Source organism: Pseudoflavonifractor hominis (assembly GCF_014288125.1).
In the GTDB taxonomy this organism is placed as follows: domain Bacteria; phylum Bacillota; class Clostridia; order Oscillospirales; family Oscillospiraceae; genus Pseudoflavonifractor_A; species Pseudoflavonifractor_A gallinarum.
Genome location: NZ_JACOPR010000003.1, coordinates 163,755 through 179,407 on the forward strand (window position 1 = coordinate 163,755; position 15,653 = coordinate 179,407).

15 protein-coding genes are annotated in these 15,653 nt (G+C 62.6%); 8 read left to right on the forward strand and 7 right to left on the reverse strand.

Annotation, left to right across the window (positions count from 1 at the left end):
- Nucleotides 1–90: 90 nt before the first annotated feature.
- Nucleotides 91–615 (forward strand): GNAT family N-acetyltransferase, encoded by a 525-nt coding sequence (locus H8S34_RS06090; protein WP_101691141.1) that lies wholly within the window; start codon nucleotides 91–93, stop codon nucleotides 613–615.
- 61 nt (nucleotides 616–676) lie between these two features.
- Here H8S34_RS06090 and pepT read toward each other — a convergent pair whose 3' ends face one another.
- Nucleotides 677–1,894 (reverse strand): peptidase T, encoded by a 1,218-nt coding sequence (gene pepT / locus H8S34_RS06095; protein ID WP_186963324.1) that lies wholly within the window; start codon nucleotides 1,892–1,894, stop codon nucleotides 677–679.
- A 130-nt stretch (nucleotides 1,895–2,024) separates the two neighbouring features.
- Between pepT and H8S34_RS06100 the strand changes: the two genes are divergently transcribed.
- Complete coding sequence (locus H8S34_RS06100; protein WP_101691139.1) at nucleotides 2,025–2,972, forward strand: alpha/beta hydrolase; 948 nt, start codon at nucleotides 2,025–2,027, stop codon at nucleotides 2,970–2,972.
- A gap of 89 nt (nucleotides 2,973–3,061) precedes the next feature.
- Nucleotides 3,062–3,274: a DUF378 domain-containing protein gene (locus tag H8S34_RS06105; protein ID WP_101691138.1), complete on the forward strand. Its 213-nt coding sequence runs from the start codon at nucleotides 3,062–3,064 to the stop codon at nucleotides 3,272–3,274.
- An 84-nt stretch (nucleotides 3,275–3,358) separates the two neighbouring features.
- Here H8S34_RS06105 and H8S34_RS06110 read toward each other — a convergent pair whose 3' ends face one another.
- Genes H8S34_RS06110 through H8S34_RS06120 form a run of 3 tightly spaced genes read right to left on the reverse strand, consistent with a single transcriptional unit; the run spans nucleotide 3,359 to nucleotide 5,099 of the window.
- On the reverse strand, nucleotides 3,359–4,045 hold the full coding sequence (locus tag H8S34_RS06110) for a hypothetical protein (protein WP_186963325.1): 687 nt from the start codon (nucleotides 4,043–4,045) through the stop codon (nucleotides 3,359–3,361).
- On the reverse strand, nucleotides 4,042–4,749 hold the full coding sequence (locus tag H8S34_RS06115; protein WP_186963326.1) for an ATP-binding cassette domain-containing protein: 708 nt from the start codon (nucleotides 4,747–4,749) through the stop codon (nucleotides 4,042–4,044). Before H8S34_RS06115 ends, H8S34_RS06110 begins: the two co-directional genes overlap by 4 nt.
- Complete coding sequence (locus H8S34_RS06120) at nucleotides 4,746–5,099, reverse strand: GntR family transcriptional regulator (protein ID WP_101691135.1); 354 nt, start codon at nucleotides 5,097–5,099, stop codon at nucleotides 4,746–4,748. The genes H8S34_RS06115 and H8S34_RS06120 overlap by 4 nt, the downstream gene beginning before the upstream one ends.
- A gap of 160 nt (nucleotides 5,100–5,259) precedes the next feature.
- Between H8S34_RS06120 and H8S34_RS06125 the strand changes: the two genes are divergently transcribed.
- From H8S34_RS06125 to H8S34_RS06145, 5 genes are all read left to right on the forward strand, one after another.
- Entirely contained in the window at nucleotides 5,260–5,523 is a 264-nt protein-coding gene (locus H8S34_RS06125; RefSeq protein WP_101691134.1) for a metal-sensing transcriptional repressor, read from the forward strand.
- 31 nt (nucleotides 5,524–5,554) lie between these two features.
- Nucleotides 5,555–8,116 carry a heavy metal translocating P-type ATPase gene (locus H8S34_RS06130; RefSeq protein ID WP_186963327.1) on the forward strand — a complete coding sequence of 854 codons (2,562 nt, stop codon included), beginning with the start codon at nucleotides 5,555–5,557 and terminating at the stop codon, nucleotides 8,114–8,116.
- 116 nt (nucleotides 8,117–8,232) lie between these two features.
- Nucleotides 8,233–9,585: an 8-oxoguanine deaminase gene (locus H8S34_RS06135; RefSeq protein ID WP_186963328.1), complete on the forward strand. Its 1,353-nt coding sequence runs from the start codon at nucleotides 8,233–8,235 to the stop codon at nucleotides 9,583–9,585.
- A 177-nt stretch (nucleotides 9,586–9,762) separates the two neighbouring features.
- Nucleotides 9,763–11,124, forward strand: a complete 1,362-nt coding sequence (locus tag H8S34_RS06140; protein ID WP_186963329.1) for an MATE family efflux transporter — start codon at nucleotides 9,763–9,765, stop codon at nucleotides 11,122–11,124.
- A 162-nt stretch (nucleotides 11,125–11,286) separates the two neighbouring features.
- Nucleotides 11,287–11,766, forward strand: coding sequence for a GNAT family N-acetyltransferase (locus tag H8S34_RS06145; RefSeq protein ID WP_186963330.1), 480 nt, complete (start codon nucleotides 11,287–11,289; stop codon nucleotides 11,764–11,766).
- A gap of 90 nt (nucleotides 11,767–11,856) precedes the next feature.
- On the opposite strand, the gene H8S34_RS06150 is transcribed toward H8S34_RS06145, so the two are convergent.
- Genes H8S34_RS06150 through H8S34_RS06160 form a run of 3 tightly spaced genes read right to left on the reverse strand, consistent with a single transcriptional unit; the run spans nucleotide 11,857 to nucleotide 15,524 of the window.
- Nucleotides 11,857–12,780: an ABC transporter permease gene (locus tag H8S34_RS06150; RefSeq protein WP_101691294.1), complete on the reverse strand. Its 924-nt coding sequence runs from the start codon at nucleotides 12,778–12,780 to the stop codon at nucleotides 11,857–11,859.
- 38 nt (nucleotides 12,781–12,818) lie between these two features.
- Nucleotides 12,819–13,994 carry an ABC transporter permease gene (locus H8S34_RS06155; RefSeq protein WP_101691129.1) on the reverse strand — a complete coding sequence of 392 codons (1,176 nt, stop codon included), beginning with the start codon at nucleotides 13,992–13,994 and terminating at the stop codon, nucleotides 12,819–12,821.
- Nucleotides 13,995–15,524 (reverse strand): ABC transporter ATP-binding protein, encoded by a 1,530-nt coding sequence (locus H8S34_RS06160; protein WP_101691128.1) that lies wholly within the window; start codon nucleotides 15,522–15,524, stop codon nucleotides 13,995–13,997.
- Between the last annotated feature and the right edge of the window lie 129 nt (nucleotides 15,525–15,653).

Consider the following 15,653-nt stretch of genomic DNA (forward strand, 5'->3'; position numbering starts at 1 on the left):
CATCGGTTTCTCATTTGACTTTTTTGCGTCCTTTCATTATACTGGAGAGGAAGAAAAAAGGCAACTCATCCAGAAAAAGGGGTGTCACCTATGATACGTAAAGCCATCCCCAGCGATTTGGACGGCATCGAAGAGCTCTACGACGCCATCTTCCGCCGGGAAGAACAGACCGGACAGTGCGATACCAGCTGGCGGCGTGGGGTCTATCCCCTCCGGGAGGACGCCCGGGAGGCCGGGAAGGCCGGTACCCTCTATGTGGACATTCAGGGGGGCGACGTGGCCTCCTGCGCCGTGTTCGACCAGGTCCAGCCCGCGGAATACGCCAATGCGGCGTGGACCGTTCCCGCCAAGCGGGGTGAGGTGTTGGTGGTCCACACTCTGGCGGTCCATCCCGTCATCACCCGCCATGGCCTGGGCCGGAATCTGATGGCCTTTGCCGAGGGCCTGGCCGCCGGTATGGGCTGCAAGGCCGTCCGCCTGGATACCTATGAGGGCAACCTGCCCGCCCGGAAGTTCTATGAGAAGCTGGGCTACCAGGAGGCGGGCCGTGTCTCCTTCCAGTTTGCCTGCGGCACCACCCAGACGCAGGTCTGCTTCGAGAAGGCCCTGGGATAACAAAAAGGCTTCCCGCATCTGCCTTGCGGGAAGCCTTTTTCACCATTTCGGATTGCTCCGGTTATCCCTCCGCGGTCACCAGGCGCACCAGCACCTCCACCATCTTCTCCAGCGCAAAGGTGGGGATGTACTCGTGGACGCCGTGGAAGTTCACGCCGCCGGTGCACAGGTTGGGACAGGGCAGGCCCTCGTAGGAGAGGCGGGCCCCGTCGGTACCGCCGCGGATGGGCACCTCCAGCGGGGTGACCCCGCAGGCCTCCATGGCTGCCCGGGCCTTGAGGACCAGGTACATGTGGGGCTCGATCTTCTCCCGCATGTTGTAATACTGGTCCTTCAGCTCCAGCTCCACCGTGCCCGCGCCGTACTTGTCGTTGAGATAGGCGGCGGTGCGCTCCATGGTCCGCTTCCGGTCCTCAAAGCGGGGGCGGTCGTGGTCCCGGATGATGTAGCTCAGCTCGGTCCGGGTCTCATCCCCCGCCATGTTGGAGAGGTGGTAGAAGCCCTCGTAGCCCTCCGTGTGGGCGGGAGTCTCAGCGGGGGGCAGGAGGGAGACAAACTCGTGGCCGATGAGCAGGGCGTTCTTCATCTTGTTCTTGGCAGAGCCCGGATGGATGTTGACGCCGTGGACGACCACCTTGGCCCCGGCGGCGTTGAAGTTCTCATACTCCAGCTCGCCCAGCTCGCCGCCGTCCACCGTGTAGGCCACCGCCGCGCCGAATCCCTCGATGTCGAAGCAGTCGGCGCCCGCGCCCACCTCCTCGTCGGGGGTGAAGCCCACCGCGATGCGGCCGTGGGGGATCTCCGGATGGGCGGTGAGATACTCCATGGCCGAGACGATCTCCGCCACGCCCGCCTTGTCGTCCGCCCCCAGCAGAGTGGTGCCGTCGGTGACGATCAGATCCTTCCCCACGTACTTCTCCAGGCTCTCAAACTCACTGGCGCGCATGACGATGCCCTTCTCCTGGTTGAGCACGATGTCCCCGCCCTCGTAGCGGACGATCCGGGCCTGAACTCCACCGCCCGGCGCGTCGGGCGAGGTGTCCATATGGGCGATGAGCCCCATGCAGGGGATCCCCTCACACCCGGGGGTGGCGGGCAGCCAGGCGTACACATAGCCCTGCTCGGTCATGTGGGCGTTCTGGAGCCCCATCTGGGCCAGCTCGGCCGCCAGGGCGCTGCCCAGTACCTTCTGCTTCTCCGTGGTGGGCACGGTGGAAGAGTTCTCATCGGACTGGGTATCATAGGAGACGTACTTCAAAAAACGGTCGATGACATGCATGCATCGCACTTCCTTTCCAGGTTGCCTCTGCCCGGGGGAGGGACCCGCCGGGGGCCTTGTTCTCCACCCAAAGACATGGGCAGGTGATATCTTCGCCTCCCTATTTTACCACAAAAGGAGTGACAGTTCCATGACAAACTTCCAATCCGTTTCCTTCCCCTCCAGCGACGGCCTCCACACCGTCCAGGCGGTGGAGTGGACCCCCTCCGCGCCGCCCCGGGCGGTGGTCCAGCTGGTCCACGGAATCTCGGAACACATGGGCCGGTATGACCATTTTGCCCGTTTTCTGAATGAACATGGATTCGCCGTGTGCGGACACGACCACCTGGGCCACGGCCGGACCGCAGCCGGTCCCGGGGAATACGGCTTCCTGGGCGAGCGCAATGGTTGGGACTATCTGGCCCGGGACGTACACGCCCTGCGGGAGCGGGAGGGGGAACACTTCCCCGGCCTGCCATGGTTCCTGCTGGGGCACTCCATGGGCTCCTTTGTGGCCCGGACCTGTCTCATCCGCTGGCCGGGGATGGTGGACGGCTGCATCCTCTCGGGGACCGGCCAGGAGAGCGCCCCCCTGGTGGCCTTCGGTAAGGCCATCTCCTCCCTGCTCTGCGCAGTGCGGGGGAGCAATACCCGCAGCAAGCTGGTGACCTCCCTCTCCCTGGGGGCCTATAACCGCCAGTTCCGGCCCAACCGCACCGCCAACGACTGGATCAGCCGGGACGAAGCCGTGGTGGACGCCTACAACGCCGATCCCCTGTGTCAGTTTGTCCCCACCGTGGGGATGTTCCGGGATATGATGGGGGGCCTTCAGTTCATCGGCAGCCCCGCCAACCTGAAGCACATGGACCCGGACACCCCTGTGCTCCTCTTCTCCGGAGACCGGGACCCCGTGGGGGGCAGCGGAGCGGGGGTGCGCAAGGTGGCCGGACTCTTCCGGGATGCCGGCGTCCGGGACCTCACGCTGAAGCTCTACCCGGAGGGGCGGCACGAAATGCTCAACGAGCGCAACCGGGAAGAGGTCTACGCCGACGTGCTCGCCTGGTTGGAGGCCCATCTTCCCCCTTCCTCCAACGGGTAAGCCCCCTCAAATTCAAATTTTTTGCATAATCGGCGGCGGAACGGTCAAGCTAATCCTGGAATCCGAAGTTTGAGGAGGTCTTTTTGACTATGTTCATTGACAAACTCGCCCTGACGCTGGCCATCATCGGCGGCATCAACTGGGGCAGCATCGGCATTTTTGGGTTCGACCTGGTCGGTTTCCTGTTTGGCGGCCAGGGCGCCACCTTCAGCCGCATCATCTTTGCTCTGGTGGGGCTTGCCTCCCTGTGGTGCATCTCCCTCCTGTTCCGGGACACCACCACTGCGGGCCAGCACACCTGATCTCCCGTATCCCATGCGAAAGCGGCGGGCCGAGGTTTCGGCCCGCCGCTTTTCAGTTTCAAACGTCCGGCGCAGGAACTTCCTCTACCGGGTCTCCGACTCGAGTTTTTTTGCCAGGAGCCAGCAGCACAGGGGGAAGAGTGCCACCAGCACCGCCAAGGTTGCCCAGCACACGCCCCAGCTCCAAATCCGACAGAGCGATATGCCGAGGAAAAGAGCACAGTAGATCCCAAACCATACCCCCATACTGCAACTCCCCGCCTCGTTCCCCATCCAAGGGATCCGGTTGCGCAGCAGCACCGTCAGATAGATCTCGCTCAGCGCCGTGCCCAGCACCACCACACTTATACCGGTCCGCAGCCCCAGGAGGGTTCCCACAGCGCTCTCCCGGCAGATAAGCCCCAGCTCGCGCCAATTTCCCGGAAGGTTGGCGGAGGGCGGGAGGCCCAGATAGAGGGATACCTGACGCACCAGCTCCAGTGCGCTGAAGAGCGCCGCCCAGCACAGGAGCCGGCCGCCCACGGCCTGCCAGGGCGGGATACCGGCCAGACGCTCCAGCGGCTCCTCACAGCGCAGCCACACATACCCCGACCAGAAGACCCAGATAAGGCCCAGGAAGGGCAGCAGGAAGCTGTACCGCCACTCTCCGCTCTTGACCACGCTCCCGTTGACGCAGGCCAGCATAAGAACTACGATCGCACAGATAAAGAAATCCTGGCCGTTCAATTTTCCATGCCACTCCCAGCGGATGATGCGCAGCAGCCCTCTCATACCGTCCCCTCCTTTCCAAACACATGGAGGTAGTGCTCCTCCACGGAGCAGCCGTGGACGGCCCGGATCTCCTCCGCAGGGGCGTGGAGAGCCACCGCCCCGTGCCGGAGGAAGACCGCCTCGTCCAGCACCGGCTCCATATCGTGGACCAGATGGGTGGAGAGCAGGATACTCCGCGTGCCGTCCATGGAGTCCATCAGCTCCCGCAGGATCTCCCTTCTGGTCACTGGGTCCACGCCGCCCAGCGGCTCATCCAGCAGATAGAGCTCGGCCTCCCGCTGGAGCAGGAGGAGCAATTCCAGCTGTTCCGCCTCTCCCCGGGAAAGGTCCCGGACCCGCCGCTCCCACGGGATGTGATGGCGCTCCACCTCCCGCCACACCCGCTCCCGGTCAGTGGTGGGAAAGAGGTCCAGATAGTAGGCACAGGCATCCCGCACATAGAGCCCCCCGGGGAGCAGGGTGTGGTCCGCCAGGTAGGCGATGCGGGGCCGGTCCTTGGGGCGGATCTCCTCCCCCCGCAGGCGGATGGTCCCCCACTCGGGCCGGAGCAGGCCCGCGATGCAGCGCAGCAGGGTGCTCTTCCCCGCCCCGCTGGGCCCCAGCAGACCGATGATGCGCCCCTCTCCCACCTTCAGGGAACAGCCGTTCAAGACCTGGCGGTCCCCAAAGCTCTTGTGGAGTCCCTTTACTTCCAGAATATTCATGGCTTCCCTCCTCGCAAACGCAGGGTCATCTCTTCCTCTGTAAAGCCCAGCGCGGCCATCTCACGGCGAAAGTGCTCCACCAGTTCGTCGGCCATATGCTCCCGCAGGCGATGGATCCGCTCCTGATCCTCCGTGACAAAGGACCCCACGCCCCGTCGGGTCACCAGCACCCCCTCACGCTCCAGCTCCGAGCAGGCCCGCTGCATGGTATTCAGATTGATGCCATAGAAGGCCGCCAGGGTGCGCACGCTCTCCACCCGATCCCCCGGGCGGCGGCGTCCGGATATGATCTCCCGCTTGATACAGTCCATGACCTGAAGATAGATGGGTGAACTGGTGGAAAACTGCATGTCTCTCACCTCCACAGGTGTTCTACTTATATAATACACCGTAACACATGTTTGTCAAGATTCTGTGCGGTTACCCCTTGACAACCGCCTGCTTCTTGGGGTATACTCCAGTTACACCCCACCCCCGGGGGGTATTACTTTGACAAAGGAGGGCTGCCCCATGATGGCAGACCACGCCAAGGTCCAGCGGCTGCTCAAGACCGCCCGGGGCCAGCTGGACGGCATCCTCAAAATGGTGGAGGAGGACCGCTACTGCATCGACATCTCCACCCAGGTCATGGCCACCGAGGCCCTGCTCAAGCGGGTCAACCAGGAAATCCTGGCCGCCCATCTGGAGCACTGCGTCAAGCACGCCGCCAGCGAGGCCGACCGCCAGCAGAAAATCGACGAATTTGTGGATACCCTGGGCCGCATCCTCCGGTGAGACCCGCCGCATCCCTTCTGAGGAGGACTCCATGAAAGAGACATACCATGTGACCGGCATGACCTGCACCGCCTGCTCTTCCCATGTGGAAAAGGCCGTGGGTAAGGTGGCGGGCGTGCGCTCCGTCAGCGTGAACCTGATGACGGGCTCCATGCTGGTGGATTACGACCAGACCGCCGTTACCCCGGCTGACATCGTCAAGGCGGTGGTGGACGCGGGCTACGGCGCCTCTCTGCCCGGCGCGGCCAAAACCGCCCGGCGGGAGGGGACTCAGCCTCCTGACACCCTGGGCGAGGAGCTGCGGCAGATGAAGCTCCGCCTGATCCTCTCCTTCTGCTTCCTGATCCCGCTCTTCTACCTCTCCATGGGCCACATGATGGGGTGGCCCCTCCCCGCTATCTTCCACGGCCGGGAAAACGCCATGCTCTTCGCCCTGACCCAGTTCCTGCTGGTCCTGCCCATCCTGTATATCAACGACAAATACTACAAGGTGGGCTTCAAGACCCTGTGGAAGCGCGCCCCCAATATGGACTCCCTCATCGCCCTGGGCTCGGCCGCCGCCGTTCTCTACGGTGTGGCCGCCCTCTACCAGATCGCCTGGGGCCTGGGCCACGGGGATGCCGCCCGGGTGGAGAAGTGGTCCATGGACCTCTACCTGGAGTCGGCGGGCATGATCCTCACCCTCATCACGCTGGGTAAATTCCTGGAGACCCGCTCCAAGGGCAAGACCGGACAGGCCATCTCCCGGCTGATGGACCTCTCCCCCAAGACCGCCACCGTCCTCCGGAACGGCGCGGAGGTGGAGGTCCCGGTGGAAGAGGTGGCCGTGGGCGAGCGCATCGTGGTCAAGCCCGGCGGCCGGGTCCCCGTGGACGGCGTGGTGGTGGAGGGCTGGTCCTCGGTGGACGAGAGCGCCCTCACCGGCGAGTCCATCCCAGTGGAAAAAGCCCCCGGCGCCAAGGTGGCCGCCGCCTCCATCAACCAGTCGGGCACCTTCACCTTTGAGGCCACCCGGGTGGGTGAGGACACCACCCTCTCCCAGATGATCCGCCTGGTGGAGGAGGCCTCGGCCTCCAAGGCCCCCATTGCCAAGCTGGCCGACCGGGTGGCGGGCGTCTTTGTCCCGGTGGTCATCGGCATCGCCCTGGTCACCGCCCTGGTGTGGCTGGCCGTCACCGGGGGCGACATCGCCCGGGCCCTCACCGCCGGGGTGGCCGTGCTGGTCATCTCCTGCCCCTGCGCCCTGGGTCTGGCCACCCCCGTGGCCATCATGGTGGGCACCGGCAAGGGCGCGGAACACGGCATCCTGATCAAATCCGCCCAGGCGCTGGAGACCCTCCACGCTATCGACACGGTGGTGCTGGACAAGACGGGCACCCTCACCCAGGGCAAGCCCCGGGTCACCGAGGTCCTTCCCCTGGGGGATACCACCGAGGAGGAACTGCTGTGCGTGGCCGCCTCCCTGGAAAAGCCCTCAGAGCACCCCCTCTCCTCCGCCATCGTCTCCGCCGCCCAGGAGCGGGAGATCCCCCTGGCCCCGGTCAGCGGCTTTGCCGCCCTCCACGGCAAGGGCATCCGGGGCGAGATCCAGGGCGGACAGTTCCTGGCAGGCAACGCCGCCCTCTTGGCCGACGAGGGCATTTCCCTGGGAAATGCCGCCGGACAGGCAGAAGAATTGGCCGCCCAGGGCAAGACGCCCCTCTTCTTCGCCCGGGATGGGGAACTGCTGGGCATCATCGCCGTGGCCGACCTGCCCAAGCCCACCAGCGCCGCCGCGGTGGAGGGCTTCCACGCCCTTGGCATCCGGGTGGTCATGCTCACCGGCGACAACGCCCGCACCGCCCAGGCGGTGGGCCGCAGCCTGGGCGTGGATGAGATCATCGCCGAGGTTCTGCCCCAGGACAAGGAGCGGCAGGTGGCCGCCCTCCAGAGCCAGGGCCGGAAGGTGGCCATGGTGGGCGACGGCATCAACGACGCCCCCGCGCTGGCCCGGGCCGACGTGGGCCTGGCCATCGGTGCAGGCACCGACGTGGCCATCGAGTCGGCCGACATCGTGCTCATGAAGAGCGACCTTCTGGACGCGGTCACGGCTGTGGAGCTCTCCAAATCGGTCATCCGCAACATCAAGCAGAATCTCTTCTGGGCCTTTATCTACAACATCATCGGCATTCCCCTGGCTGCCGGTGTGTGGTACCCCCTGTTCCATATAATGCTTAACCCCATGTTTGCCTCCGCCGCCATGAGCATGAGCTCGGTGTGCGTGGTGAGCAACGCCCTGCGCCTGCGGCTGTTCAAGCCCAGGTTCTCCCCCAGCGCCCCCTCCGCTCCCGCTGACACCCCCTGTGGATGTGGGGAACCAATCTCAACCAAAGGAGTGTTTTCCATGACAAAGAAACTGACCATCGAGGGCATGATGTGCTCTCACTGCACCGGCCGGGTGGAGAAGGCCCTCTCCGCTCTGGAGGGCGTCTCTTCCGTGGTGATGGACCTGGAGGGCAAATCCGCCACCGTCACCCTCTCCGCCGACGTGTCCGATGCTCTGCTCACCCAGACCGTCACCGACGCCGGCTACGAGGTCACCGCCATCCAGTGACCTCCCGCCCCGCTCCGCCGTGGATCGCTCCCGGCCGGGCGGGGCCTTTTTTATTTTCTTGCAGCCTATAAATTTGTATGGTATGATAAAGGTATCCTAAGACTGGAGGCTTTGATATGTCTACACTGCTCATCCGCAATGCCCGTTATATCGTCTCCTGCAACGACCAGGATACCCTCTGGGAACACGCCAACCTCTTCATCCGGGACAACGCCATCGAGTACATCGGTCCCGAGCTGATGCACGCCGACCAGACCATCGACGCGTCCGACATGGTGGTCTATCCCGGCCTTGTGAACACCCATCACCACCTCTATCAGATCTTCTCCCGCAACCTGCCCGAGGTCCAGCGGATGGAGCTCTTCGCCTGGCTCCAGACCCTCTACGAGGTGTGGAAAAACCTGGACGAGGAGGTGGTCTACCACTCCTCCCTCACCGGTATGGCCGAGATGCTGAAAACCGGCTGCACCACCTGCTTTGACCACCACTATGTCTTCCCCGCCCACGCCGGGGACCTGGTGGCCGCCCAGTTCCGGGCCGCCGATACCCTGGGAATGCGCTTCCACGCCTCCCGGGGCTCCATGGACCTGTCCCAGAAGGACGGCGGTCTTCCCCCCGACAGCGTGGTCCAGTCCATCGACGCCATCATGGCCGACTCCGAGCGTCTGGTGCGCACCTGGCACGATGCCTCCCGCTTCTCCATGCACCAGGTGGCCCTGGCCCCCTGCTCCCCCTTCTCGGTGACCGGTGACCTCATGCGGGAGAGCGCCAAGCTGGCCCGCTCCCTGGGCGTGCGCCTCCACACCCATGTGGCCGAGACCAAGGACGAGGAGCGCTACACGCTGGAGCGCTTCGGCATGCGCCCGGTGGCCTATATGGAAAGCCTGGGCTGGACCGGCCCCGACGTGTGGTACGCCCACGGCATCCACTTCGATGACGACGAGCTGCGCATCCTGGCCGAGACCGGCACCGGCGTGGCCCACTGCCCCGCCTCCAACATGAAGCTCTCCTCCGGTGTGTGCCGGGTGCCCGACATGCTCCGGCTCCACGTGCCGGTGGGACTGGCCCTGGACGGCTCGGCCTCCAACGACGGCTGCGACATGCTGGAGGAGCTGCGGGTGGCCTACCTGCTCCACCGGCTCCACTCCAGCCAGGACGCCCCCACCGGATACGACCTTCTCAAGATGGCCACCCGGGGCTCCGCCCAGATCCTGGGCCGCACCGACATCGGCTATCTGGCTCCCAACATGGCGGCCGACTGCTTCCTGGTCAATCTGGAGCAGCTCCCCCTGGTGGGCGCCCAGTTCGACCCCAAGTCCATGCTGGGCACGGTCGGCCTCAAGGGCAGTGTGGACTATACCATCGTCAACGGCGTCCCCGTGGTCCAGCGGGGCGAGCTCACCACTCTGGACGAGGCCCGGGCTGTCTCCCAGGCCAACGCGGTGGTCCATCGCTATCTGGACCGCTGATTTTCCCTGCTCCCCATAGAGTCGTCCGCTTTTTTCGGAAAGCGGACGACTTTTTTGTGGAAAATGGCCCTTGTCAAAGAAGTTGACTGTGCTACAATTAAGCCTACTGAATCAACCGCCTGTGCGGTTGATTGATCTTTTTCTCCCCGGAGAAATCAGGAAAAGGAGGCTCCTCCCTTGGGTCAGACGGAAACATCTCTGAAACCACTCTTTTCCCGCCAGGCACTCATCCGACTCATCATCCCCCTGGTCATTGAGCAGTTCCTGCTCATGAGCGTAGGCATGATGGACACCGTCATGGTGACCACCGCCGGGCAGGCCGCCGTGTCCGGCGTCTCCCTGGTGGACAATGTCAACCAGCTCATCATCCAGATCTTTTCCGCCCTGTCCACCGGCGGCGCGGTGGTCTGCTCCCAGTATCTGGGCCGGCGGGATGTGGAGAGCGCCCGTACCGCGGCCAAACAGCTGCTCTATACCGTTTTTGCCCTGGCTGTGGCTTTGATGGCTGTCGCCCTGATCTTCCAGCAGCACATCCTCTCCCTGCTCTTCGGACAGATCGAGCCCGACGTCATGGACAGCGCTCTGGTCTACTTCCTGGCCACCGCCCTGGCCTACCCCTTCATCTCCCTCTACAATGCCGGAGCCGCCCTCTTCCGCTCCATGGGCAACAGCAAGGTCTCCATGTTCAACTCCCTCATCGTGAACCTGGTCAACGTGGCGGTCAACGCGGTGCTCATCTACGGGTTCCACATGGGCGCCCTGGGCGCGGGCATCGGCACGCTGGTCTCCCGCATCGTGGCCGCGGTGATCATCCTCTACCTGCTTCAGCACCACAACAATGTCCTGCGCATTGAGGGGCTCTTCCGCTTCCAGTTCCGGGGCGACATGGTGGGACGCATCCTCACCATCGGCATCCCCAACGGCCTGGAAAACGGCCTCTTCCAGACGGGCAAGCTGGTGGTGCTCAGCCTCATTACCTCCTTTGGCACCAACGCAGTGGCCGCCAACGCCATTGCCAACAGCATCGCCGGCGTGGTCAACGTCCCCGGTCAGGCCATCGGTCTGGCCATGATCACCGTGGTGGGCCAGTGCATGGGGGCCCAGGCCCCGGAGCAGGCCGTCTCCTACACCCGGAAGCTGGTCAGCATCGTCTATGTGTCCATGGGCTCTCTGGCCCTCATCATGTTCTTCTTTGCCGCGCCCCTCTGCTCCATCTTCCAGCTCACCCCGGAGGCCGCGGATATGGCGGCCGAGGTCCTGCGCTGGTGTGCGGTCTTTGACCTGATCATCTGGCCGCTGGCCTTTACCCTGCCCAACGCTCTGCGGGCGGCGGGCGACGCGGTCTTCACCATGGCGGTGTCCCTGGCCTCCATGTTCCTCTTCCGGATCGGCTTCAGCTATCTGCTCTCCTGCTCCTGGGGGCTGGATCTGGGTCTGCTGGGCGTGTGGATCGCCATGATCATCGACTGGTGGGTCCGCGCCCTGATCTTCATTTTCCGCTTTGTCCAGGGCAAGTGGAAGCGCATCCGTCTGATCTGATCACTCCTGAATCAACCGCCCGGACAGCCAAACGCTGTTCGGGCGGTTAAAACATTCTATGGTAGCTGCGGCCCAGCACCTATGATACAATAGCCTGGAAGCGTTCAGACGATGCCGCTTCCTTTGCGGAGCAAAATCACGAAAGGAATGGGATGATCCAGCATGAAAAAAGAGCTTGTGTTTCGATCTGCCACACGGGAAGATGTCCCTCTGATTTTACAGTTTATCCGGGAGCTTGCCGACTACGAAAAGATGCTGCACGAAGTCGTCGCAGATGAAGCGACCCTGGAAGAGTGGATCTTTGACCGGCAGAAGGCAGAGGTCCTCTTCGCCCTTGTGGATGGAAACGAGATCGGGTTTGCCCTCTTCTTCCACAACTTTTCGACCTTCCTGGGGCGTGCGGGAATTTACCTGGAAGATCTGTACGTGAAGCCGGAATACCGGGGGAAGGGCTATGGAAAAGCCATTTTGAAACGGCTGGCCTCCATCGCGGTTGAGCGGAAGTGCGGACGGCTGGAGTGGTGGTGTCTTGACTGGAATCAGCCCAGTATTGATTTTTACCGGTCGCTCGGTGCAGAGCCCATGTCCGATTGGACGGTGTACCGCATCGCAGGCGATACCCTTACCCATCTGGCGGAATAAAGAAAAATATGCTGGACACGGTGGATAAAACCATGTCCAGCATATTTTTTCTCTCATCCTGCACAGCGGGCAGGAATGTTTCGTCTTTTCTCAGCGCTGGCCCTTGTCGTAGGGGATACCCTCGGCGCGGGGCGCGGCGGAGTTCTTGGAGGTGAAAGCCAGCACGATCAGGGTGGCAATATAGGGGACCATCTTGTAGATCTCGCCCGAGATGCTCAGGTCCTTGATGCCCGGGATCAGGCCATAGCTCACCGACAGGGTCTTCATAAAGCCGAAGAAGAGGGCGGCCAGCGCGATGCGGCCGGGCTTCCACTGGCCGAAAATGAGCACGGCGATGGCCAGGAAGCCGTAGCCGGACACGGTGGCGTTGAAGTTGGTGGAGGTGGGCACCACGAAGATCACGCCGCCGATGCCCGCCAGCGCGCCGGAGAGCAGCGTGCCGGCATAGCGCATCTTGTAGACGTTGACGCCCACCGAGTCAGCCGCCTGGGGATGCTCACCGCAGGCCCGCAGGCGCAGGCCAAAGCGGGTCTTGTAGAGCACGACCCAGGACGCCACCAGAATCAGCACACCCAGATAGGTGGTGATATAGGCGTTCTGGAAGAACATGGGGCCGATCACGGGGATATCACCCAGCACAGGCACCTTCCGGATCAGGAAGTCGTTCTTGAAGGGGATCTGCTGCACGCCGGTCATCATACGGGCCACAAAGATGGCAAAGGCGGGAGCAAAGGTATTGATGGCCGTACCGGAGATAGTCTGATCCGCCTTCATGTTGATGGAGGCAAAGCCATGCACGGCGCTGATGATCACGCCGGACAGGGCCGCCACCACCAGGGCCGCCAGGAGCATTCCCTGACCGCTCATGCCGGTAGCCTGCACCATCTGCAAAAACATGATGCCGGTAAAGGCGCCAATGATCATGATACCGTCCAGGGCGATGTTGACGATACCGGAGCGCTCCGCAAAGAGGCCGCCCAGGGCCACCACCAGCAGGGGGATGGCAAAATACATGGTCTGCTGGACCAGGAAAAAAATCAGTTCATCGAGTTTCACTGAGCGTCGCCTCCTTTCTCAGTCTGGACCGGCGGCGCGGGGGGCGTCTGATCCGCATTGGCATTGGCATCGTTCTTTCCGCCCCGCTTGCCCAGCTTGCCGATGATCTGGCTGAAGAAGAGGATGAAAGCGGCAAAGTAGACGATGACGGAGGTGATGATGGAGATGATCTGGGAGACAAAGCCGTAGCTCTGCATCGCCAGGCCGCCCACCGTCAGATAGGCCATCAGGATGCCGGTGAAGATGATCGCGATGGGGTTGGACATGCCGAGGAGGGCCACGGCGATGCCGTCAAAACCCTGCTGGGCCAGCTCGCTGCCCACGGCGATGCCGGTGCCGGCACCCGCCAGGTAGTTCAGGCCGCCGCCGATGCCGGAGAGCGCGCCGGCGATGACCATGGCCAGCACCACATTGCGCTTCTCGCTGATGCCGGCGTACTTGGCCGCGTCCTTGTTGAAGCCGCAGGCCTTGAGCTCATAGCCCAGCTTGGTCTTGGAGAGGATGACCCAGACCACAATGGCCAACAGAATGGCCACCAGGATACCGGCATTCACGCTGGAGGGAGTGCCCACATCGGCCACAAAGATCTTGTCAAAGCCCAGCTTGGGCAGGTTGGCCCCGTCCACGGGACGGAGAGACTGGTTCTTGGTGCGGTCGAAGATATAGGCCCGGATGAGCACATTGGAGGTGCTCATGCCGATATAGTTCATCATGATGCAGGTGATGACCTCGTTGATGTTGCAGTAGGCCTTGAGCAGACCGGGCACCACGCCCCACAGGGCGCCCATCAGGCAGGCGGCCAGGATGGCCACCAGGCAGTGGATGCCGCCGGGGAGGAAGGTCCACTTGACGCCCACATACACCGCGGCAAAGGCACCCATCATGAACTGGCCGGGGCCGCCGATGTTAAAGAGGCCCGTCCGCTTGGCAAAGCCCACCGAGAGACCGGTCATGATGAGGGGGGTGGCGTAGTAGAGCACCTGGCCCACGTTCTTCATGTCCTGCACGCCGCCCGTCATGATGGCGCCCAAACCCTTGAGGGCCATGGAGGAATCGGTGATGAGCAGAATAACAAAGCCCACCAGCATACCGATGAGGATGGCGATCAGCGCAGCCAACACGTTCTGTACGCCTGTATGCTGAAGGGGATTTCCCAGTCGTTTTTCCTTCATTTACTGTGCCCCCTTCCGCTTAGAACCGGCCATGTAGAGGCCCAGCTCCTGGATCGTGACTTCCTTGGGGTCCAGATCGGCCACGATCTCGCCCTCGTAGATGACCAGGATGCGGTCGGAGAGGTTCATGACCTCGTCCAGCTCCAGGGAGATGAGCAGCACGCCCTTCCCCTTGTCCCGCTCCGCTACGATCTGTCGGTGGATATACTCAATGGCGCCCACGTCCAGGCCGCGGGTGGGCTGGACCGCGATGAGGAGATCCGGGTTGCGGTCGATCTCCCGGGCCACGATGGCCTTCTGCTGGTTGCCGCCGGACATGGAGCGGGCAATGGTCTTGCCGCCCTGACCGGAGCGGATGTCATAGTCCTTGATCAGCTTTTCGGCATACTGGTTGATCTTGTCATACTTCAGGAAGCCGCCCTGGCAGAACTCCGGCTCAAAATAGCTCTGGAGCACCAGGTTGTAGGAGAGGGGATAGTCCAGCACCAGGCCGTGCTTGTGCCGGTCCTCGGGGATGTGGCCCAAGCCGTGGGTGTTGCGGTGACGGATGGAGGAGTGGCTGATGTCCTCGCCCTTGAGCTTGACCGTGCCGTGGTCGGCCTTGATGAGTCCCGTGATGGCCTGCACCAGCTCGGACTGGCCGTTGCCGTCGATACCGGCGATACAGACGATCTCGCCCCGGCGGACCTGGAAGGACACCTCGTTGACCACCTTTTTCCCGTGCTCCTTGTTGACCACGGTGAGGCCCTCCACCTCAAAGACCACGTCCTTGGGTTTGGCCTCGTCCTTCTCCACGTTCAGGGAGACCTTACGGCCCACCATCATCTCGCTCATCTCCTCCTTGGAGACGTCGGCGACATTGACGGTGCCGATATACTTACCCTTGCGCAGAACGGTGCAGCGGTCGGCCACCTCTTTGATCTCGTTGAGCTTGTGGGTGATGAAGAGGATGCTCTTGCCCTCGGCAGCCAGCCCCTTCATAATCTTCATCAGTTCCTCGATCTCCTGGGGGGTGAGCACGGCGGTGGGCTCGTCAAAGATCAGGATCTCATTGTCGCGGTAGAGCATCTTCAGGATCTCCACACGCTGCTGCATGCCCACCGTGATATCCTCGATGAGGGCGTCCGGATCCACCTTCAGGCCGTACTGCTCCGAAAGAGCCATGACCTTCTCCCGGGCGGCATCCATTTTCAGGAAGCCACCGCGGACGGTCTCCACGCCCAGAATGATATTTTGCAGCACGCTGAAATTGTGGACCAGCTTGAAGTGCTGGTGCACCATGCCGATGCCCAGGGCGTTGGCGTCATTGGGGTCCTTGATGCGCACTTCCTGGCCATTTTTTTTGATGACGCCCTCTTCCGGCTGGTAGAGTCCGAACAGGACGCTCATCAAGGTGGATTTACCCGCTCCGTTCTCACCAAGAAGCGCGTGTATCTCGCCTTTTTTCAGCTGCAGGGTGATGTTATCATTGGCAATGATCCCGGGGAATTTTTTCGTGATATTGCACATCTCAATGACATACTCACTCATCCGCTGTCACTTCCCTTCTCTGTTTGCTTCTGTTTTATTATACCGTTTTTTCCTACCTGGCGCAAGGTAATTTATCTATTTCCCACAAAGAACTTTCGGAGAGAAAAAATGGGCGGACACCTTGGTGTC